This window comes from Saccharopolyspora antimicrobica, assembly GCF_003635025.1.
GTDB classification, from domain to species: Bacteria; Actinomycetota; Actinomycetes; order Mycobacteriales; family Pseudonocardiaceae; genus Saccharopolyspora; species Saccharopolyspora antimicrobica.
Genome location: NZ_RBXX01000002.1, coordinates 6,975,272 through 6,994,675 on the forward strand (window position 1 = coordinate 6,975,272; position 19,404 = coordinate 6,994,675).

General features: G+C 69.9%; 19 protein-coding genes. 7 read left to right on the forward strand and 12 right to left on the reverse strand.

All coding sequences use genetic code 11. The annotated features are described in order from the left end of the window. Nucleotides 1–139 precede the first annotated feature (139 nt). A complete protein-coding gene (locus ATL45_RS33065) occupies nucleotides 140–778 on the forward strand; it encodes a C39 family peptidase (protein WP_093145825.1) in 639 nt (212 codons plus the stop codon). Here ATL45_RS33065 and ATL45_RS33070 read toward each other — a convergent pair. The 3 genes from ATL45_RS33070 to ATL45_RS33080 form a co-directional block, all read right to left on the reverse strand. Further along, the gene (locus ATL45_RS33070; protein WP_093145824.1) at nucleotides 766–969 is read right to left on the reverse strand and encodes a hypothetical protein; all 204 of its coding nucleotides are present in this window, start codon (nucleotides 967–969) and stop codon (nucleotides 766–768) included. The genes ATL45_RS33065 and ATL45_RS33070 overlap by 13 nt on opposite strands. A gap of 234 nt (nucleotides 970–1,203) precedes the next feature. After that, complete coding sequence (locus ATL45_RS33075; protein WP_093145823.1) at nucleotides 1,204–2,247, reverse strand: zinc-dependent alcohol dehydrogenase family protein; 1,044 nt, start codon at nucleotides 2,245–2,247, stop codon at nucleotides 1,204–1,206. 34 nt (nucleotides 2,248–2,281) lie between these two features. Then, nucleotides 2,282–3,529, reverse strand: coding sequence for an MFS transporter (locus ATL45_RS33080; RefSeq protein WP_093145822.1), 1,248 nt, complete (start codon nucleotides 3,527–3,529; stop codon nucleotides 2,282–2,284). Between the two features lie 133 nt (nucleotides 3,530–3,662). Between ATL45_RS33080 and ATL45_RS33085 the strand changes: the two genes are divergently transcribed. Both ATL45_RS33085 and ATL45_RS33090 read left to right on the forward strand, forming a co-directional pair. After that, on the forward strand, nucleotides 3,663–4,547 hold the full coding sequence (locus ATL45_RS33085) for a helix-turn-helix transcriptional regulator (RefSeq protein ID WP_093145821.1): 885 nt from the start codon (nucleotides 3,663–3,665) through the stop codon (nucleotides 4,545–4,547). A gap of 89 nt (nucleotides 4,548–4,636) precedes the next feature. Beyond that, on the forward strand, nucleotides 4,637–5,137 hold the full coding sequence (locus tag ATL45_RS33090; protein WP_211841354.1) for an SDR family oxidoreductase: 501 nt from the start codon (nucleotides 4,637–4,639) through the stop codon (nucleotides 5,135–5,137). A 226-nt stretch (nucleotides 5,138–5,363) separates the two neighbouring features. Here ATL45_RS33090 and ATL45_RS33095 read toward each other — a convergent pair whose 3' ends face one another. From ATL45_RS33095 to ATL45_RS33115, 5 genes are all read right to left on the reverse strand, one after another. Next, a complete protein-coding gene (locus ATL45_RS33095) occupies nucleotides 5,364–5,999 on the reverse strand; it encodes a DUF4360 domain-containing protein (protein ID WP_093145820.1) in 636 nt (211 codons plus the stop codon). A 164-nt stretch (nucleotides 6,000–6,163) separates the two neighbouring features. After that, complete coding sequence (locus ATL45_RS33100) at nucleotides 6,164–6,856, reverse strand: HNH endonuclease family protein (RefSeq protein ID WP_093145819.1); 693 nt, start codon at nucleotides 6,854–6,856, stop codon at nucleotides 6,164–6,166. A 190-nt stretch (nucleotides 6,857–7,046) separates the two neighbouring features. After that, entirely contained in the window at nucleotides 7,047–8,258 is a 1,212-nt protein-coding gene (locus tag ATL45_RS33105; protein ID WP_211841355.1) for an MFS transporter, read from the reverse strand. A gap of 143 nt (nucleotides 8,259–8,401) precedes the next feature. Further along, on the reverse strand, nucleotides 8,402–9,481 hold the full coding sequence (locus ATL45_RS33110; protein WP_093145817.1) for an acyl-CoA dehydrogenase family protein: 1,080 nt from the start codon (nucleotides 9,479–9,481) through the stop codon (nucleotides 8,402–8,404). A gap of 35 nt (nucleotides 9,482–9,516) precedes the next feature. Continuing rightward, nucleotides 9,517–10,842, reverse strand: a complete 1,326-nt coding sequence (locus ATL45_RS33115; RefSeq protein ID WP_093145816.1) for an acyl-CoA dehydrogenase family protein — start codon at nucleotides 10,840–10,842, stop codon at nucleotides 9,517–9,519. A gap of 315 nt (nucleotides 10,843–11,157) precedes the next feature. Here ATL45_RS33115 and ATL45_RS33120 point away from each other — a divergent pair, with 315 nt between their 5' ends. Then, the gene (locus ATL45_RS33120; protein ID WP_246025692.1) at nucleotides 11,158–12,711 is read left to right on the forward strand and encodes a long-chain-fatty-acid--CoA ligase; all 1,554 of its coding nucleotides are present in this window, start codon (nucleotides 11,158–11,160) and stop codon (nucleotides 12,709–12,711) included. A 142-nt stretch (nucleotides 12,712–12,853) separates the two neighbouring features. Here ATL45_RS33120 and ATL45_RS33125 read toward each other — a convergent pair whose 3' ends face one another. Together ATL45_RS33125 and ATL45_RS33130 are read right to left on the reverse strand one after the other, a co-directional pair. Then, nucleotides 12,854–14,056 (reverse strand): cytochrome P450, encoded by a 1,203-nt coding sequence (locus tag ATL45_RS33125; protein ID WP_170210414.1) that lies wholly within the window; start codon nucleotides 14,054–14,056, stop codon nucleotides 12,854–12,856. Beyond that, the gene (locus tag ATL45_RS33130) at nucleotides 14,043–14,807 is read right to left on the reverse strand and encodes a tRNA-dependent cyclodipeptide synthase (protein WP_093145813.1); all 765 of its coding nucleotides are present in this window, start codon (nucleotides 14,805–14,807) and stop codon (nucleotides 14,043–14,045) included. The genes ATL45_RS33125 and ATL45_RS33130 overlap by 14 nt, the downstream gene beginning before the upstream one ends. Nucleotides 14,808–15,094: 287 nt before the next feature. Here ATL45_RS33130 and ATL45_RS33135 point away from each other — a divergent pair, with 287 nt between their 5' ends. From ATL45_RS33135 to ATL45_RS33145, 3 genes are all read left to right on the forward strand, one after another. Next, the gene (locus ATL45_RS33135) at nucleotides 15,095–16,081 is read left to right on the forward strand and encodes an NAD(P)H-dependent flavin oxidoreductase (protein WP_093145812.1); all 987 of its coding nucleotides are present in this window, start codon (nucleotides 15,095–15,097) and stop codon (nucleotides 16,079–16,081) included. A gap of 91 nt (nucleotides 16,082–16,172) precedes the next feature. After that, complete coding sequence (locus ATL45_RS33140; RefSeq protein WP_093145811.1) at nucleotides 16,173–16,718, forward strand: PadR family transcriptional regulator; 546 nt, start codon at nucleotides 16,173–16,175, stop codon at nucleotides 16,716–16,718. A gap of 71 nt (nucleotides 16,719–16,789) precedes the next feature. Beyond that, complete coding sequence (locus tag ATL45_RS33145; protein ID WP_093145810.1) at nucleotides 16,790–17,635, forward strand: alpha/beta fold hydrolase; 846 nt, start codon at nucleotides 16,790–16,792, stop codon at nucleotides 17,633–17,635. A 49-nt stretch (nucleotides 17,636–17,684) separates the two neighbouring features. Here ATL45_RS33145 and ATL45_RS33150 read toward each other — a convergent pair whose 3' ends face one another. Further along, nucleotides 17,685–18,458: an endonuclease I family protein gene (locus ATL45_RS33150; protein ID WP_093145809.1), complete on the reverse strand. Its 774-nt coding sequence runs from the start codon at nucleotides 18,456–18,458 to the stop codon at nucleotides 17,685–17,687. Nucleotides 18,459–18,777: 319 nt separating this feature from the next. Continuing rightward, on the reverse strand, nucleotides 18,778–19,347 hold the full coding sequence (locus ATL45_RS33155) for a helix-turn-helix domain-containing protein (RefSeq protein ID WP_093147170.1): 570 nt from the start codon (nucleotides 19,345–19,347) through the stop codon (nucleotides 18,778–18,780). Nucleotides 19,348–19,404 lie beyond the last annotated feature (57 nt).

Sequence of the window (19,404 nt, forward strand, 5' to 3'; positions counted from 1 at the left end):
AGCCAGCTCGCGGCTATGGCGCTCGGCTGTTCGATCCCGGCAGGATTCGCGTCGAATCCCAACATCAAGTTCGCGCAACGAGTTGCTGATTCACCGACTCATCGGTAACCGCCGGGGGGCTCGTCGTCCAGGAGGCAGGATGTTCTCATCGAAGCTCGCGGCGTCGGCGGCAGCCCTCACGCTGCTGGTCACCGGCGCGGCCGCCGCGCCCGCCACGGCTCTGTCGCCCGCAGCGTCACCCACTCCGGCCGCACCGGTCGTCCGGCCCTCCGGCGAGCACGTGCTCGACGTGGACTACCAGGTCCAGGAGACCGGTTACTGGTGCGGGCCCGCGGCGACGCGGATCGCGCTGTCGGCGCGCGGGATCTACCGCAGTCAGGCCGATCTGGCCGCCGAGCTGGGCACGCACACCGGCGGCACCGACTGGATCGGGCAGGTCACCAGGGTGCTCAGCGGGTACGCGGGCTGGTACGAGACCAAGGAGATGCCCAACGATCCGCCGACGCAGGAGCAGAAGGACCTGCTCTGGAACGACATCGTGGTGGACATCGACAACGGCTACCCCGTCGTCGCCAACATCGTCGCCCCGCCCGGCAACCAGCCGCCCGGCTACCCGCCGGACCAGACGATCTACCACTACTTCACGGTGATCGGCTACAACGACGTCGACCGCACGGTGCTGATCGCCGACCCGGCGTCCTTCAGCGGCAACCAGATCTACTGGCTGACCTTCGACCAGCTGGCCTCGCTCATCCCGCCCAAGGGCTACAGCGCCTGACCGAACTCCGGGTCCGGCGGCGCGATTCCCCCAGCGACCGCCGGGCCCGGTTCCCAGACCCGCTCGTCCTTCGCGCTCGGGCCTGCCGAGAGCCGCTGCCAAGCGTGGCGGGGCAGCTCGGCGGCCAGCACATCGGCGCGGACCGGGCCGGCCGCGGTGGAGATCCACCGGTCACAGCCGACGGCCAGCACGTAGCCGAGACCGGCGAGCTCGCACTCGGCGCGCAGCCCCGAGTCGGCGCCGTTCCAGCAGCCTGTCGGTCTCCGCCATCCACCGAACGGGATCTACGCGGTGGCCGCCCTACGCCCGGGACTGCCACGCTGCAAGATCATGATCTACAGCCGGAGCACTAGGATCTGCGGCCGTGTCCCGACCATCGACGGTGCGCCGGCGGTCAGGGCCCGGGAGCGGAGGCATGGCATGCGCTACGGGCGGACGAGCACCTTGAGGCTCTTGCGCTCATCCATGTCGCGGTACCCGGTGGGCACGCCCTCGAGATCGGTGGTGGCGTCGAAGACCTTGCCCGGGTTGACGGTTCCGTCGAGGATGGCGGGCATCAGCTCGTCGATGTAGGCGCGCACGGGAGCCGGCCCGCCGGCCAAGCGGATGTTGTGGCGGAACAGGCTGCCGAAGCCGATCGGGGCGTCCTCGTACTGCGGGACGCCGACGCGGCTGATGACGCCGCCGGGACGGACGACGCCGAAGGCCTGCTCGTAGGCGGGCATGTGCCCGACGGCCTCCAGCACGGCATGGGTGCCGTGTCCGCCGGTGAGCTCGCGGACCTTCGCGATGCCCTCCTCGCCGCGCTCGGCGACGACATCGGTAGCCCCGAACTCCCGACCGAGATCGGTGCGGTCCTGGTGGCGTCCCATGAGGACGATCCGCTCGGCCCCGAGCCGCTTGGCCGAGAGCACGCCCAGCAGGCCGACCGCGCCGTCGCCGATCACGGTCACGCTGTAGCCGGGCTTGACCCCGGCCAGCTTCGCGGCGTGGTACCCGGTGCCGTACACGTCGGCCAGGGTCAGCAGGGAGGGGATGAGCGCTGAATCGGGGGCGACGGGCAGTTTGACCAGGGTGCCGTCGGCCAGCGGCACGCGGATGGCCTCGGCCTGCCCGCCCTCGTCGACGATGCCATCCCAGAAGTTCGCCTCGTGGTGGCTGCACGAGGTCTGCAGGCTCTCCCTGCAGAACTCGCACACGTTGTCCGAGACCGCGAACGGCGAGACCACCAGGTCACCCTTCTTCAACGTCGACACCTCGGAGCCGGTGTCCTCGACGATGCCGATGAGCTCGTGGCCCATGCGGGCCGGGCCGTTCTCGGCGGTCATCTGGTGGTAGGGGTGCAGGTCGGAGCCGCAGACGCAAGACGCGGTGATCCGCACCAACGCATCGGTGGGGTGCTTGATGCGGGAGTCGGGCACGTCCTCGACGCGGACGTCACCGGCCTGGTACATGAGCGCTGCGCGCATAGTTGGGGGTTCTCCTTCGTGGATGGATGAGGGGTCAGAGGGATGGAGCCAGCTCGGCGGAGCGGCGTGGACGGGCGATCATCGCGAGAACGACCGTCGGGATCAGGGCCAGGGCGACGATGATCGTGCCCACGGTCGCCGGGCCGGAGAGCCCCAGAGAGCTCGTGAGGGTGGCTCCGGCGATCGTGGTGCCGATCGCGGTGCCGGCGTTGAACGCTGCGACAGCGAGCCCCGAGCCGAGGGTCGCCGCCCGGCCGGCGTAGCCCACGGCCAGGTGGATGAGCACGCTGTTCGCGCTGAGACCGAACGCGCCCAGCAGCACCACGAGGGCGACCGTGGTCCAGGTCGATCCGGTCAGCAGGGCCATCGCGAGCAGCACGAGGGTCGTCACCGCCGGGGTCACGATCGTCGCCGCATGCGCGTGCCTGTCGCCCAGCCGCCCGCCGAGCAGGGTGCCGAGGAACGAGCAAACACCGAATCCGGCTAGTACCAGTGGGACGAGAGCGGAGGGCACGCCGGCCTGGTCGGTGAGGATCGGCGCGATGAACGAGTACGCGGCGAGCACACCGCCGGTGGTCGTCAGGCATGCGGCCAGGACGAGCCAGAGGCGGGGTGAGCGGAGATCGCCGAGCTCGCCGAGGACCGACGATCCCTGCGACTGTGGCGCGTCGGCCGGGACGAGCCGGGCAATGAACACGACGGCGATCGCGGCTGCGATCCCGAGCGCCCAGAACGTGCCGCGCCAGCCGAGGTGCTGCGCGACGAGCGCGCCGATCGGCACGCCGAGCACGGTGGCCAGCGAGCCGCCCGCGGCCACCACGCCCACTGCCGACGACTTCAGCGAGGAGCCGACCACGTTGGAGGCGACGACCGCTGACACGGCCCAGAACGCGCCCGTGGCCAGGGCGGTGATGAAGCGCGCGACCATGAGGACCGTGAGATCCGAGCCGAGCGCGACGACCACATGCCCGGCAACGAACACGATCAGCGCGATGAGCAGCGTGAGCTTCTTCGACAGGCGCATCGTCAGCAGCGCCAGCAGCGGCGCGCCGATGACCATGCCGACGGCGAAGACCGTGATCAAAGAGCCTGCCTGGGCAAGCGAGATCCGCAGATCGCCCGCGATCTCGGGCAGGATGCCAGCGATCACGAACTCGGTCGTGAGCATCAGGAACGTGCCCAGCGCCAGGACGTAGACGGCCAGCGGGAGACCTGAGGAAGGAGCGGAGCCGCCGGTCGTGGACCGTTTTGCGGCGGAAGCCGTGAGAGCTTCATTTGACATGCGTGGAACCTCGTGGACGAGTGGTCGGTCGCTCGTCCATTCGACAGTCGGCCACGCAGATGGAACAGGTCGCGTTTATAGGGGGTAGAGGCTCGACCCCCCTCTCGCCTCGGTTCGTTCATATCGTGGAGGCATGGACAACCGCGCCGACATCCGCGACTTTCTCGCCAGCCGGAGGGCGAAGCTGACCCCGGACACGGTTGGGCTGCCCACCAGCGCCCGACGACGGGTCCCGGGCCTGCGCCGCGAGGAGGTCGCCGTGCTCGCCGGGGTGAGCACCGAGTGGTACACCCGCCTGGAGAAGGGGCACATCGGCGAGGTCTCCGAAGACGTGCTCGACGCGGTCGCCGTCGCCCTCCGGCTCGACGACGACGAACGCACCTACCTCCACGACCTCGCCCGCGCCGCCAAACCCGCGCACCGCAAGGCCGCCCGTCGCCGCGACGTCCCCCTCGCCCCGCAGGTGCAGTGGATGCTCGACTCGATCACCATGTCGGCGACGTTCGTGCGCAACGGCCGGCTCGACGTCATCGGCTCCAACGCGCTCGGCCGCGCCCTGCACGCACCCATGTTCAACAGCCCGACCACCGCCGAGCACGGGAAGCCGAACTTCGCCAGGTACCACTTCCTCGACGAAGGCTCCAAGGACTTCTTCGTCGACTGGGAAGCAGGAGCCGCCGCCACCGTCGCGCTGCTGCGCGCGGAGGCCGGCCGCGAGCCTTACGACAAGCAGCTCCGGGAGCTCATCGGCGAGCTGTCCACCGTCAGCACCGAGTTCAGCGCCTACTGGGCCGCTCACGACATCCGCATCCGCCACGAGGGCACCAAACGCCTCCAGCACCCCGAGATCGGCGAGATCGAGCTCACCTACCAGTCCGTCGACCTCCCCACCGGCAAGCGGGCCTGGCACGACCTCTCCTTCTACACCGCCGAGCCCGGTTCATCGCACGAGGAGCGGCTGAAGCTGCTGGCGAGTTTCGCGGCACCGCCCCAGGCAGCGCACACGGTGAAGGGCTGATGTCTCGAACGCGGCCGCAACGGGTCCCCGCAGACGTCGGCGATCGAATGCGCTCCACGCCTCCGGCGCACCGCCGGAAGGCAAGCCCGATGCTGCCCTGGACAGGGCACCGAACGATTGGAAACGCCGCCGCTGACGAGACCGCCGAGAACTTCGACCACGTCAACGCCGTGAATTTGCGAGGGGTGTGGGCGGCGCAGAAGCACGAGCTGCGGCACGTGCGCGCCCAGAGCTCCGGCGCGATCGTCAACAACTCCTCGCTCGGCGGCTTGGTGGGCCTGCCGGAGCGCGCCGCCTATCACGCCTCCAAGCACGGCGTAATCGGCCTGACCAAGAGCGCCGCGGTGGAATACGCACCCCGAGGCATCCGCATCAACGCCATCTGCCCCGGCCTGATCGAAACGCCCATGGTCGCCGACATGCTCGAAGGCCAGGCCGAGGCGATGGCCGCGATCATGCAGGACCTGCCCATCGGCCGCCTGGGCACCGCCGAGGAAGTCGCCGCCGCAGTCCTGTGGCTGTGCAGCCCGGGCGCGAGCTTCGTCGTCGGCGTCGCCCTGCCCGTCGACGGCGGCTACATCACGCACTGACCACCGGACAGAAGGGACCGGCAGGTTGTCTTGGCCCCGATGAGCAGGAGCGCAGGACCGTTGGCGGTTCTCCCGCCCTTCCTCTACGCCCCGTACAGCGCGAGCCCCCGGGTGAGCCTGGGCACGGCGCTCTTGCTCCCAGGCGACCGCGAGGGCCCACGCCCGAACCAGCCACTACGCCCGACGCGACGACGATCAACGGACGTAACAACTTATGGCTGGAGTACTAGAACTTCGGGCATTCCTTCCACTCGAAGTGGTAGGTGGTTTCGATGTTGCCGTCGGTGGAGTCCATCGACATGAAACTCGTCTTCGACGGATCCGAGGTGCCGGCGTCCACCCGCAGTTCGGTGTTGATGTTGAAATTGCGCTGTTCACCGCACGGCTTGTAGACGATCGCGCCGACCTCGGTGGAGTCGGTCACCTGCCAGTTGTCGCTCATCGGACCGGAGAACGGCGTCTGGAAATAGCTCGTCTCCGGCATTCCCTGGAAGTAGTAGCTCGCCTTCTCCAGCCCGCGCGCCCCCGGTTCGAGGTGGGCGAAACCGCGGTAGTCGGCGCTGGCGATGCCGTAGGTGAAACCCTGCGGAATGTTGACGATCAGGTTGAGCTGGCAGTTCTTGCGGAAATCGGTGGGATCGGCGCCTCCGCCCACCTTCGCCAGGTAGTCGCTGTAGGTCACGGTGAACGAGGTGTTGTCTGGGGACACCGCGACCGCGGCGGTTCCCGCCCGGCATCCCGAACCGTTCACCGTCGCGACGTCGATGGTGATCTCACCGGTCGGCGGCGGAACGTCGTAGCCGGCCGGCGCGGAAAACGCGGTCAAAGCCGTCAGGGCAGCAATGGATAACGCAGCGAACATGACGAACGCCCTTCGTGGGAAGCGAACAGACAAGTTTGCACTGCAGTGAAACTGCGCTGAGATTAGCGGTGAACGCGGTCGGCGCACGCCTCTGAACGGGTTAAACCCGCAGCGTCGGCGAAAACTGTTATCCCGCCCGGAAAAACGGGATTCGACCCGCTGGATCAGGAGCAGGTGGCGAGCATTTCGCGCAGCGCGCTCTTCTCCTCCTGGGTCACCGTCAGGTCGTAGCCGCGCTTGACCTCGATCCACTTGGTCGCGTAGTCGCACCAGGCCGCCTGCTCCGGCTTCCACTGCGACGGGTCCTGGTCGCCCTTGCTGCGGTTGGAGCTGGCGTCGACCGCGACCAGCTGCGGCAGGTCCATGTCGTTGGCGAACTGCTCGCGGCGCGCGTCGTCCCAGCTCTTGGCGCCACTGCGCCAGGCGTTGGCCAGCGGCACCATGTGATCGATGTCGATGTCCGAGGCATCGGTCAGCTGCTGGCCGGTGTACTCCGAGACCCAGGTGCCCGACACCGATTCGCAGGAGTTGTTGGTCTTGACGTTCTGCCCGTCGCGGGCGAGCACCGCTTCCCGGGTGTTGCAGTTCTTCCCGGCTTCCGGCTGCGAAGTCCAGTGCTTGAAGCGCTCGCGCGAGTAGCCGTCCATCGTGCCCGACGGCGCGACCTGGAGTTGTTCGAGCTGGTCGGCGGCGGCACCGGTGGGCTGGCTGCCGCGGGCGTCGTCCAGCAGACCGGACTCGAACACCACCCACATCAGCCCGAGCAGCACAGCCGCCACGATCGACATCCACACCGATTTCTTAGCAACGGCCCCGCTCAAGGTCTTCTCCTGGCTCGATGACGTCTCCGCGGTCATTCGATCATCCGGTGCGGTGCGGGTTCACTCCGCCAGCCGGGCAATGTGGCCTGGCACACGGGCGGTACTGCCCGCCTCTCCGCGATTCACAGCGGTGGTCGCGCCCCGAGCGAACTCGCGTTTCGCGGTTTCTTGTGGCCGGGTTGCGTCACGGTCCCCTGAGGTGCGGCTGAGCAGTGCTAAAGACTGCTCAGGCCTTCTTCGGTTCGATGGCTGTATAGCGGGGGACGTAGCGCAGCAGGAGTCCGGCGCCGAGCAGGCCGAGGGCTCCCATGCCCGCGCCGGCCAGGCCGACGCCCAGCAGCGCCGTCAGCCCGGAGATGGTGAGCGGGCCGACCGCCTGACCGAAGTCGGCGGTGAAGCGCCAGGCGCCGAGGAACGGTGCCGGGCCGGGTTGCGGGGCCAGGTCCGCGCCGAGCGTCATCAGGATTCCGCTGCTGGTGCCGTTCGCCAGCGCCAGCAGCACCGCGACGGCTGCGAAGGTGGGCACGTCGGTCACCGCGAACAGCAGGAAGTGCCCGGCGGCCAGGCCGACCATGGAGGGCACCGCGGCCCAGATCCGCCCGAACCGGTCCATGATCTGGCCGGAGGTGTAGGACAGCGCGAAGTCGATTCCGCCCGCGACGCCGATGATGACGGCCGTCGTCGACGGCGGGAGCCCGGCGGCGACCGCGACCAGCGGCAGCACGACCATCCGCGACGCGCGCAGGCCGCCGATGAGCGCCGCGCAGGTTCCCATCCGCAGCAGCACACCACGGTGCCGGACCAGCGTGCCGACCAGTCCCTGGTGGGCGTGCTCGGTGTTGTCCGCCTCCACCGCGCCGAGGTCCTTGGTGCACAGCAGCAGGACGACGGTGGCCGCGGCGAAAGCGATGTGCAGCAGGAAGACCGCGCGCTTGTCCGGGGTCAGCAGCAGCACGAGCGCGGAGAGGAAGGGGCCGATGAAGTAGCCCGCGCGGAACAGCCCGCCGAGCACGCTCAACGCCCTGGCCCGGTAGCGCAGCGGCACGGTGGTGGTGATGAACGCGTGCCGGGCCAGCGCGAAGACCGCCGTGGCCAGGCCGACCACGAACACGCTCGCACCGAGCATCCACGGGCTCGTCGAGAAGTAGCAGCCGAGCAGTCCCAGCACCGAGACGACCGCGGCGCCGATCATCGCGGTTCGCTCGCCGAGCCGGTGCACGAGAACGCCGCTGGGCACGTCACCGATCAGCTCGCCGACCATGAGCATCGCGGCGATCAGCCCGAGCACGCCGAGGTTCGCGCCCTGATCAGCGGCGATGAGCGGGATCATCGGGATGATGGCGCCCTCGCCGGTGGCGAAGAGCAGGGTCGGCCCGAACGCCGCGAGCGCGACCTTCCTGAGTTCGAAGGGCCGTTCGTCCACCTGCACTTGCCGCACCACTCCTCGCAGAGCACGCCCGGGAACCGGGCCGACTCAGCTTGCCAGACCGGACCCGCGATTCCGGCGAGAGATCCGTCACCGGCGGGGGCCTCAGCGACCGGCCGCCGTGGACGCAGGTGCAGTCGGAGCGGCCGGTTCTGTCAGATCTGGAGGAGGTCGGCGAGGCGGGCGCGGTTCTGGTCCGGGGTGCCGAGGAGGAGCTCCGAGGTCTTGGCGCGCTTGTAGTACAGGTGCGCGTCGTGCTCCCAGGTGTAGCCGATCCCGCCGTGCAGCTGCACCGCATCGGCCGCGGCCTGGAAGTTGGCCGGTGAGACCAGGACCTGCACGAGCGCCGCGGCGAGCGGGAGCTCCTGCGGGTCGACATCGGCCGTCCACGCCGCGTAGCGCACCGCGGCACCGGCTTGCTCCAGCGCGCTGTGCATGTCCGCCAGCCGGTGCTTGACGCCCTGGTAGGAGCCGATGGCGCGGCCGAACTGCACCCGGACCTTGGCGTATTCGGCGGTCATCTCCAGCACCTTCGCCATACCGCCCAGCTGCTCGGCGGACAGCGCCACGGCGGCGAGATCGCGGACGCGGGAGCGCACCGCGTCCGGATCCGGCGAGGACAGCAGCTCGGCCGGGGCCGCCGCGAAGTCCAGGTTCGTCAGGCGGCGGGTCGGATCCAGCGTGCGCAGCGGGGTTTTCGCGGCGTGCTCGCCGCGCAGCCGGAACCAGCCGGTGCCCTGTCCGGTCTTGGCCTGCACCAGCACGACGTCCGCGATGTCGCCGGAGACCACGCGCTGCGCGCGCCCGTCCAGCACCCACGCGCCGTCGCGCTTCGTCGCCGCAGGCACCGATTCCTGGTCCCAGGCGACCGCCGCGATCAGCTCGCCGGAGGCCATCGCGGGCAGCAGGTCCGCCCGGGCCGCCGCGTCGTCGATCCCGAGCAGCACGTCGGTGGCCAGTACCGCGGTGGCCAGGAACGGCACCGGCGCCAGCGCCCGGCCCAGCTCTTCCAGCACCACCGCGCGTTCCACGTGGCCCGCGCCGGAACCGCCGAGCTCTTCGGGCACCACCAGGCCGGTCAGGCCCAGCTCGGTCGACAGCCGCCGCCAGAGCTCGGCGTCGTGGCCATCGCCGTCGGCCAGTTCCCGCACCCGCTGCGGCGGGGCGTGCTCGGCGAGGAACTTCCGCACCGAGGACCGCAGTTCCTGCTGCTCCTGGTCCAGCACCAGCTGCATTGCGCGCACTCCTGTTCTCCGGCCTGGTCCCGGTGTCACGGCCTCCGCTGGGTGCCGACCTTCAGCTCGCGGAACGGTACGTCGCGGTCCACCTGGGGTTCCTTGGGCAGCCCGAGGATCCGCTCCCCGATGATGTTGCGCTGCACCTGGTTCGAGCCGCCTGCGATGCTCGACGCCGGAGTGGCGTTGATCGCGATCGCCATCTCCTCGGCCGCCGCGTCGCCGTCCTCCCAGGAGGTCAGCGCCGGCCCGGCGATCAGCCCGGCGGTCTCCACCGCTTGCCACAGCAGCTCGGCTCCGGCCAGCTTGGCGACCGAGCCGCGGGCTCCCGGCGGCGAACCGGCTTCGGCTTCCTGCCGCAGCTTGGTGTTGAACAGCGCCAAAGCCCTTTCCCGCGCGTAGATCCCGGCCAGCCGGTCGCGCACCACCGGGTCGCCTGCGCGGTCGCGCGCGCGGGCCAGTTCGACCAGGTTGTCGTAGGCCAGCGGATCGCCGCCGCGCCGGACCGAGCCGCCGATGGAGACCCGCTCGTGGCCGAGCATGGTGACCGCGGCCAGCCAGCCGCCGCCGACCTCGCCGATCACCGCGTCGGCCGGGATGCGCACGTCGTCGAAGTAGACCTCGTTGAACGGTGCGCGCCCGGTCATGTCCCGCAGCGGGCGGACCGTCACCCCGGGGCTGCGCATGTCCACGATGAACATCGTGATGCCGCGGTGCTTCGGCACGTCGGGATCGGTGCGGGCCAGCAGCGCGCCGAAGTCGGAGAACTGCGCTCCCGAGGTCCACACCTTCTGGCCGTTGATCACCCAGGAGTCGCCGTCGCGCACCGCGCGGGTCTGCAGGCTCGCCACGTCCGAACCGGCCCCCGGCTCGGAGAACAGCTGGCACCAGATCTCGTCGCCGCGCAGCAGCGGCGGCACGTAGCGGGCTTTCTGCTCGTGGCTGCCCAGGTCCAGCAGCGTCGGCCCGCACATGCCCATGCCGACCATGAACGGCGAGCCGGGCAGGTCGTAGTGCGCCGCCTCCTCGTCGTAGTCCTGCTGCTCGGCGGCCGTGAGCCCTTGGCCGCCGTACTCGGCGGGCCAGGTGATGCCGATCAGTCCCGCGTCGTAGGCGGCGGCCTGGAACCGCTTCGCGGCCCGCAGCTGCTCGGCGGGCTCCAGCTCGCCGAGCGGCTCGGGCGCGTTGCGGGCCAGGAAGTCCCGCACCCCGGCGCGGAACGCCGTTCCGCTCCGCGATTCACGGTGGTGGTCGCGTTCGGAATCGATCTCGCGTTCGGCGGCTTCCCGTGGCCGGGCTGCGTCACGTTCCCCTGAGGTGCGGTTTCGCGGGACTCGGGACCGTGGCTCAGGGGCGCTCATGCGGTCTTCCTCCGGTTCGGCGGCAACCGATCAGTCAACGCCGACTGTAACCGATCGGATGCGCTCCGAACATCCGCGTTTTCCGGCGCTTTGACGCCTCCGCGGCCAGACCCGTTGTCGTCAGGGTTCTCTCTTGAAATTGCCTGCGTCGCCGACACACAAGAAGTCGACTTCTCATCATATCCACTGTGGACACACCGATTCCCGGGTACACCCCTGCGGTGGAGCAACCCCGCATGAACGGTCGAGGTTGACCGTTCATGCGGGCCGACGCAGTATGAGGCACGTCACGCCGCTCTCACCGACGAGGTAGCGATGCCAGCACCTGCGCAGTCCGGCCGAGGCATGACCACCAGCGACCAGCTCGCCCGCCACGCCCGCAAGATCCCCGACGAGATCGCACTGCGCTTCGCAGGCACCAGCCGCACCTACCGGGAGCTCGACGAACGCGTCACCAGGCTCGCCAACGCGCTCGCCGACCGCGGCGTGGCCGCGGGCGACCGGATCGCGGTGCTCGGCCGCAACGGACCGGAGATCGTCGAGTCCTACTTCGCCGCGGCGCGGCTGGGCGCGATCTGCGTGCCGGTCAACTTCCGCCTGGTGGCCGACGAGGTGGCCTACGTGCTGGCCGACAGCGGGGCCAGCGCCGTGATCGTCGACGAGCTCTTCACCGGCCTCCTCGCCAAGGCATCCGATGTGGACATCCGGCTGGTCGTCGGTGAGTCGGGTGACTACGAAGCGGCGCTGGCAGCGGCGTCACCCGTGCGCGCCGAGATCGCCGTGGACGAGCAGTCCCCCGCGTTCATCATGTACACCTCCGGCACCACCGGCCGCCCCAAGGGCGCGGTGCTCAGCCACCACAACCTGCTGATGCACACGTTCAGCTCGGCGGTGCACCACGGCATCACCGGCGAGGACAAGGCCTGGCTGGTCGGGGTGCCACTGTTCCACATCGCCGGGGTGTCGGGGATGCTGCCCTACCTGCTGCAGGGCGGCCGGATCGTGATCGCCGCATCGGGCCGGTTCGACCCGGCCGAAACCGCTGAGCTGCTGGCCAGGGAGCGGATCACCGCCTGCTTCCTGGTGCCCGCGCAGTGGCAGGCGATCTGCGACCTGCCCGACCTCTCCGCCTACGACCTCTCCGCGCTGCGGCGGATCACCTGGGGCGCCGCGCCGGCCTCGACCACGCTGCTGCGCGCGATGTTCGAGAAGTTCCCGGACACCGACATCACCACCGCGTTCGGGCAGACCGAGTGCAGCCCGGTGACCACGGTGCTGCGCGGCGAGGACGCGCTGCGCAAGATCGGCTCGGTGGGCACGCCGATGCTCAACGTCGAGGTGCGGATCGTCGACGAGGACATGCGGGACGTGCCGCCGGGCGAGGTCGGCGAGATCGTCTACCGCGGCCCGACCGTGATGCGCGAGTACTGGGGCAAACCCGACGAGACCGCCGAAGCCTTCCGCGGCGGCTGGTTCCACTCCGGCGACCTGGTGCGCCAGGACGAGGACGGTTACCTCTACGTGGTGGACCGCAAGAAGGACATGATCATCTCCGGCGGCGAGAACATCTACTGCGCCGAGATCGAGGACGTGCTGGCGGCACATCCCAAGATCGCCGAGGTCGCCCTGATCGGCATCCCGGACGAGCGCTGGGGCGAGACCCCGCTGGCGGTCGTCGGACCGCGCGATGCCGCCGACCCGCCGTCGCCCGGCGACATCGCGGACTGGTGCCAGGACCGCCTGGCCGGCTACAAGCGCCCGCGCCGGCTCGCCGTCGTCGCTGAGCTCCCGCGCAACCCCAGCGGCAAGGTGCTCAAAACGCAGCTGCGCGCCGACCACGCGGCGGGCCGCCTCACCGTCCAGGAGTGACGAAAACCCGCCCGGTTCAGGTGATTCGGCCCGGCAGCACGCGGCCACCCTCAGCATGGCTGGAGGCACAGCGCGCGCTCCCCGACCCAGCCATGCGCGCGAGACGACCGAACAGCCGCATTCCGAGGTGGTCGGCGAGCCGCTACCAGGTGACGGGCAGGGTGTGCGGGGTGCGGATCACCTTGCCCCGGTGCCAGGTGAGCTGATCGGCCGAGGTGGCGAGCCGCAGCGTGGGCAGGTGGTGGAGCAGAGCGCGCAGGGCGGTCTCGATCTGCATGCGGGCGAGGTGGTGGCCGACGCAGCGGTGCGGGCCGTGGCCGAAACCGAGGTGCTCGCGTGGCTGCCGGTGGATGTCGAGCCGATCCGGCTCGGGAAAGGCACGGGGGTCGTGGTTGGCGGCCTCGTAGGAGACCACGGCGCATTCGCCGCGGGTGAGGTGCAAACCGGCGATGTGGGCGTCCTCGGTAGCCAGGCGGGGAGTGCCACCGGTGGCCAATGGCGTGTAGCGCAGCAGTTCGTCGACCGTGGGCGGGATGAGATCGGGCTGCGCCCGAAGTTCTTCCCATGCTCCCCGGTGGGTGAGCAGTGCCAGGCAGGCGTTGGTGAGGAACCCGACGGTGGTCTCATACCCGGCGACCCAGAGCATGTCCGCGATCTCGGCCAACTGGTGCGGAGTCAGCTGCTCACCAGCGGCACGGTGCAGGCGGGCCATGAGGTGATCACCGGCCAGGTGCGCGGGGTCGGCGAACCAGTCGGTGAATCCCTGGTGCAGTTTCGTCCACGCGGTCTCGATCTCCTCTCGGGTCAGCCCGACGCCGGTCAGGCCGGTTTCTGCCCAGGTGTGGAGATCGCGGCGCATTCGCGGAGGCAGATCCCCCAGCTGTGCCCGGACCGTCATGGCGAAGGGCAGCGGCACGGCGATCTCGGCGCACAGGTCCGCGGGCGAACCGGCGCGGCGCACCCGGGCCACCAGCCGATCCGCGGCGCGGGCGGCGTGCTGCCGCTGAGCGGCGGCGGCCTGCGGGCTCAACGCATGCCGGAACACCCGGCGTCGCGCGGGGTCGTCCAGCACCGGCGTGGGATTTCCAGGAGTGCCCGGTGGGCGGAATCGCACCGCTTCCTGACGCGGGGCGTCGTCCGCTTCGGCGGCACGGCGGCTCATCCGCGGGTCGGCCAGGCACGCTCGCGCAACCTCGGCTTGGGTGACCAGCCAGACCGTGTCCCCGTTGTGCGTGCGCACCCGGTAACCGGGCTGGTCGCTGTCGCGCAATCGCGCGACCCAGGGCGAGATCCGGTTGTCCCAGCCCTCGAACGGCCACACCGGGATCTGATCACTGGACAGCATCGTTCCCCCAGCCCGCGCCCGAGGCGACCTTCTCCCGCGAACCATCGTCCGGGTCGTCCTCGGCCGGGCGGATCAGCGCACACCCCTGGCCAGGTGCCGGCCGCAGCCCGCCACGGCCGGAGATGACCTCGCGGATGAACCCGGCAGGCCGGTGGTAGAAGCTCAGCGAGGACGGCACGCCCAGGATGCTCGGCGTGTCCACGATGAACGGCAGCTCGGCCACGACGTACCGAGCGCCCCGCTCGATCTGCTCATCCGTGAACGACTCACCCGGTTTCCGGGATTCCAGCACCGCACGACTCGTCTCCAGGCACGCCGCGCGCAACGGCGACGGACGCGTGACCGCGTCCTCGGCCTGGGCGAGCAGAGCCCGGTAGCGAGCGGACCCGGCGAAGTCTGACAACCGGTGCCACCGGTGCGGCGCCGGCTCCAGCCCTGCCTGCTCCCACGCCCGCACCACCCGGTTGTACACCCGATTGCACTCCTCCCGGCTGCGCTGGCGCGCCCGCTCCTCCGCATGTCCCAGCGCCAGCTGGGTGTGCACGAGCGCCGTGTCCGGGATGACGACGTCGACCGCGGCGAACCTCCGGTGCGCCCACCCCAGCAGCCGCGCCAGCAGGTCGACGCTGAAGTAGCTGTTGCCCGGGCTGACTCCCACCAGCAAGTGCTCCCCGCGCTCGCACACCCGCCGGCAGTTCTCGCTGTACGGCTCGACCGTGAAGGCCGCTCGGTCGATACACGTGGAATGCATTCGGTTTTACCTCTCTGTGCAACGAAAGATCTCGCGCACCCCCATTTGGTGATCGTCACCACCGCCCGTGAAGCCAAGACGGGTGCCGAAAACTCGCCCGGGCAGGTGTAGTCCCGCATTCCATCTGTAGTCCACTTTGGAGAGCGGGATCAGCGCAGCTCGGCGAGAGCAGGCCGGCGACCGCAGCTCCGGGAGCAGCGGGCAGCGCCGCAGACCAGGTATGCAACTAGTTGCATTGCAACTTTGTGCATAGTAGGTTGCCGGTGAGCAGCGGCAGGAGGCCAGTCATGAGCGTTTTCCGGACCAGGTTCACCGAGGAGTTCGGCGTCGAGCACCCCATCGTGCAAGGCGGCATGCAGTGGGTCGGGCGGGCCGAGCTCGCCGCCGCCGTCGCCGAGGCCGGGGCGCTCGGCATGATCACCGCGCTCACCCAGCCCACGCCCGAGGACCTGGTCAAGGAGATCGCGCGCTGCCGCGAGCTGACCGACAAGCCCTTCGGCGTCAACATCACGATCCTGCCGACCATCACGCCGCCGCCGTACGCGGAGTACCGGCAGGCCATCATCGAGTCGGGCGTCAAGATCGTGGAGACCGCCGGGGCCAACCCCGCCGAGCAGGTCGCCGCCTTCAAACCGGCCGGGGTGAAGGTCCTGCACAAGTGCACCAGCGTCCGCCACGCGCTCAAGGCGCAGCAGCTCGGCGTCGACGCGGTGAGCATCGACGGCTTCGAGTGCGCCGGGCACCCGGGCGAGGACGACGTCCCCGGGCTGGTGCTCATCCCCCGCGCCGCCGACGAGCTGAGCATCCCGATCATCGCCTCCGGCGGCTTCGCCGACGCGCGCGGCCTGGTCGCCGCGCTCGCGCTGGGCGCCGACGGCATCAACATGGGCACCCGGTTCATGTGCACCGCCGAGTCGCCGATCCACGACGAGGTCAAGAAGCGCATCGCCGCGGCCAGCGAGCTGGACACCGAGCTGATCTTCCGCCCGCTGCGCAACACCGCCCGCGTGGCCAGCAACTCCGTCAGCCGCGAGGTCGTGGCCCGGCTGGACGATGGCGGCGCCTTCGAGGACGTGCGCGAGCTGGTCGCCGGCGCTCGCGGCCGGCAGGTCTACGAGCAGGGCGACACCGAGCTGGGCATCTGGAGCGTCGGCATGGTCCAGGGCCTGATCGACGACGTCCCCGCGGTCGACGAGCTGGTGGGCCGCATCGTGCGCGAAGCGACCGAGCTCATCCGCGGCCGGCTCGGCACCCTGCTCACCCCCACCGCGTGAACCGGGCCCGCTGAGCGGACCGAGCCCGGGCTCGACGCGCTGCGGACTATCGTCGGCATCGGCAGTGCCCGCCCGATCTGAGGAGCCTTCGGTGTCGTTGGAGTACGCGATCCTGGTGTCGTTGCAGGAGCGCGCCGGGTCCGGGTACGAGCTGGCCAGGCGGTTCGACAAGTCGATCGGGTTCTTCTGGAGCGCCAGCCACCAGCAGATCTACCGGAGCCTGAAGCGGATGGTGGAGCTCGGCTGGGTGGCCGGCGACGCGGTCGCGCAGGAGAAGCGACCGGACAAGAAGGTCTACCGCGTCAGCGACGAGGGCGCCGCCGAGCTGGCCCGCTGGCTCGCCGAACCGGCCGCTCCGGCGACGCCGCGCAACGAGCTGTCGGTGAAGATCCGCGGCGCGTCCTGCGGTGACGTGGGCCAGGTGCTCGAAGAGGTCCGCCGCCACCACCGGCTGCACGCCGAGCGGCTGGCGGTCTACCGGGCTATCGAGCAGCGCGACTTCCCGGAGCCCGACCGGCTCTCCGGCCGGTCCCGGCACCAGTTCCTGGTGCTGCGCGGCGGAATCCGCACCGAGCAGTCGATGGTGGACTGGTGCGAGGAAGTGATCAGCGCACTCGAGGACGAGATCACGAACTGACCCGATTCGGGTCCGGCTCCCACCGCGCCGCGCTAACCTCTCGATCATCGGCTCGACGAATGAGGTGGCGCATGGGGTTCCGGGATCCGGCGGACGCCGAGGGCTTCTTCACCGCCTACGACGCCGCGTTCGCGCGGTGGCCGGTCCCGTTCGAAGCACGCGACCTGCGCTCGGCCTGGGGAACCACTCGCGTCCACCTCTGCGGGAATCCGGGCGGAACGCCGCTGGTGCTGCTGCCCGGCGGCGGTGCGACCTCGGCGATCTGGGCGGCCAACGTCGAAGTGCTCGGCCGGACGCACCGCATCCACGCCGTCGACCTGCTCGGTGAAGCCGGTCGCAGCGCCGTCAGCGGCGAACCGGTGCGCGATCTGGACGACCTGATGTCCTGGCTGGACGACGCGTTCGACCAGCTCGGCCTGGAATCCGCGGACCTGTGCGGGCATTCGTACGGAGCCTGGATCGCGCTGCACCACGCCGTTCGCTCGACGCGCGTGCGCCGCCTCGCGCTGCTGGACCCGACGGCCTGCTTCACCAAGTGGAACCCGCGCTACCTGCTGCGCGCCCTGCCGATGCTGCTGCGCCCGAATCCCCGCCGGACGCGCGACTTCCTGCGGTGGGAAACCGCAGGCGCCGGGATCGACGCCACCCAGCTGGAGCTGCTGGCCCGCGCGGCGACGTTCCAGCGCGCGAAGGTGATCACCGGCCCGAAACCCGAACCCTCGCGCCTGGCGGTGCCGACGCTCGTCGTGGGCGCGGCGAAGTCCAAGGCGCACGACGTCGACCGCCTGATCGCGGAGGCGAACCGCACGGTCCCCGACGTCCGGACCGAGGTGCTCGCCGATGTCAGCCACCACGCGATGCCCGGCCGCCACGCCGATCACCTCAACACCCTGCTGGCCGGCTTCCTCGCCGAATGAGCGAAGGGCGCCCGCGATTCGCATCGCGGACGCCCTCGGCCGGGTGTTGTCACCAGATCTCGGCGACCCACTCCGGGTGGTCGATGAACGGGTTCCGGTTGTGCTGGAACTGGTCGAAGATCACCTGGTTGCGGCGCTCCTCGCCGGCGTCCACCGGGTCCTGCTCGTGCCACTGCTTGAGCACCGACACGCGGCCCATGAACGGCTGCTTGCCGTTCTCGACCTCGTCGTTGACCTCCAGGTCGGGGGCGCCGTCGGTGCCCTCGTAGCGCACCGCCATGTAGAAGATCATCCGGGCGACGTCGCCCTTGACCTCGTCGCGGGGCTCCCAGGAGTCGGCGTCGGTGAAGTTGCCGGGCGCCTCGCCGACCTCTTCACCGCCCATGTCGAAGTCCTTGCTGCCGCGCTCGGAGTTCACCGAGACGTCGGTCGGACGCAGGTGGTGCACGTCGGTGCCCGGGCCGGGCGCGGTGCCGAAGTCGCCGTGCGACTTGGCCCAGACGTGCTCGCGGTTCCACTGGTCGGGGTCACCGCCGTTGCTGTCCTTGCTCTGCGACCGGCCGGTGTAGAGCAGGACGACGTTGCTGGAGTTGGCCGGGTCCTCGTCGGTGACCTTCAGCGCGTCCCACACCTGGTCGTAGGACAACGTGGTGGTACCGGTGCTGATGATCCCGTTCAGCGCGGTCTTGAGCTCCTCGCCGGTCTTGCCCTGCGCGTCCTGGTAGTAGTCCTCGGCGGTGGACGCGCCCGCCGCCGGGAACGGGATCGCCACCAGGGCGACACCGAGTAACAGGGATAACGGCTTCCATCGGGTGGTTTTCATCGTGTGGTCCTCTCCCCGTGTGCAACCGGGGGGAAGCGTGCCACACCAACGATCATCATTGGGTGAACCAATTGGGGGAGCTCGGTGTCGGACAGTGATCACGCGGACGAACGGCGGATTGCGCCGATTCCGCCGAACGCCGCGTCAACTGGGAAAACGACGGGAGTCAGGCCGTCACGCGCGGTCCCGGTCCGATCACCAAATGGAAACAACGGGAACGTCCGATGCCGGTAGTAGTGCCGTCAGCGGGAAGTCCAGTGCCGCATCGCAATTGGTGGAGAACTGTGAATGCGGTCGACAAACCGGACATTCCCATTGATCACGCGCGGTGACCGCTGACGTGCGCGCGCATCCCGTGCACTCCGAACAGGATGAGGAGTTCGACCGCGCCGCCGTCGGCGCTGCCCAGCCAGTGCGGCGATGAGGTGTCGAACTCGGCCGCCTCGCCCGGCGGCAACGTCAGGTCGCGCTCGCCGACCACGAGCCGCAAGCGGCCGTTGAGCACGTAGAGCCATTCGAAGCCGTCGTGGGTCTGCGGCGTCGGTTCGAGCGGTTCACCGCGGGCGGGAATGATCATCTTGAACGCCTGCACGCCGCCCGGTCGCCGGGACAGCGGGATGAAGGTCATCCCGAACCGGTGGATCGGCTTGAGGTGGATGCGCGGGTCTCCGGTGCGCGGGGCGCCGACGAGGTCGTCCAGCGGCACGTCGTAGGTGCGGGCCAGCGGCAGCAGCAGTTCGAGGGTCGCCTTGCGCTGCCCGCTCTCCAACCGGGAGAGCGTGCTCTCCGATATACCCGTCCTCGCCGCGAGATCGGCGAGGGTGAGCTCCCTGTCGCGGCGCAGCGCGCGCAACCTCGGCCCCACCGCATCGAGCACGTCCTCGGTCATCGGGTCCACGCGATCATCTTGCCGGAACGGCAAGATCTCGTGCCAGGCGACCAGGAA

Coding starts and splice junctions, on each gene's coding strand:
- ATL45_RS33065 (WP_093145825.1), top strand. CDS start 140: ATGTTCTCATCGAAGCTCGCGGCGTCGGCGGCAGCCCTCACGCTGCTG.
- ATL45_RS33075 (WP_093145823.1), bottom strand. CDS start 2,247: ATGCGCGCAGCGCTCATGTACCAGGCCGGTGACGTCCGCGTCGAGGAC.
- ATL45_RS33080 (WP_093145822.1), bottom strand. CDS start 3,529: ATGTCAAATGAAGCTCTCACGGCTTCCGCCGCAAAACGGTCCACGACC.
- ATL45_RS33085 (WP_093145821.1), top strand. CDS start 3,663: ATGGACAACCGCGCCGACATCCGCGACTTTCTCGCCAGCCGGAGGGCG.
- ATL45_RS33090 (WP_211841354.1), top strand. CDS start 4,637: ATGCTGCCCTGGACAGGGCACCGAACGATTGGAAACGCCGCCGCTGAC.
- ATL45_RS33095 (WP_093145820.1), bottom strand. CDS start 5,999: ATGTTCGCTGCGTTATCCATTGCTGCCCTGACGGCTTTGACCGCGTTT.
- ATL45_RS33100 (WP_093145819.1), bottom strand. CDS start 6,856: ATGACCGCGGAGACGTCATCGAGCCAGGAGAAGACCTTGAGCGGGGCC.
- ATL45_RS33110 (WP_093145817.1), bottom strand. CDS start 9,481: ATGCAGCTGGTGCTGGACCAGGAGCAGCAGGAACTGCGGTCCTCGGTG.
- ATL45_RS33115 (WP_093145816.1), bottom strand. CDS start 10,842: ATGAGCGCCCCTGAGCCACGGTCCCGAGTCCCGCGAAACCGCACCTCA.
- ATL45_RS33120 (WP_246025692.1), top strand. CDS start 11,158: ATGCCAGCACCTGCGCAGTCCGGCCGAGGCATGACCACCAGCGACCAG.
- ATL45_RS33125 (WP_170210414.1), bottom strand. CDS start 14,056: ATGCTGTCCAGTGATCAGATCCCGGTGTGGCCGTTCGAGGGCTGGGAC.
- ATL45_RS33130 (WP_093145813.1), bottom strand. CDS start 14,807: ATGCATTCCACGTGTATCGACCGAGCGGCCTTCACGGTCGAGCCGTAC.
- ATL45_RS33135 (WP_093145812.1), top strand. CDS start 15,095: ATGAGCGTTTTCCGGACCAGGTTCACCGAGGAGTTCGGCGTCGAGCAC.
- ATL45_RS33145 (WP_093145810.1), top strand. CDS start 16,790: ATGGGGTTCCGGGATCCGGCGGACGCCGAGGGCTTCTTCACCGCCTAC.
- ATL45_RS33150 (WP_093145809.1), bottom strand. CDS start 18,458: ATGAAAACCACCCGATGGAAGCCGTTATCCCTGTTACTCGGTGTCGCC.
- ATL45_RS33155 (WP_093147170.1), bottom strand. CDS start 19,347: ATGACCGAGGACGTGCTCGATGCGGTGGGGCCGAGGTTGCGCGCGCTG.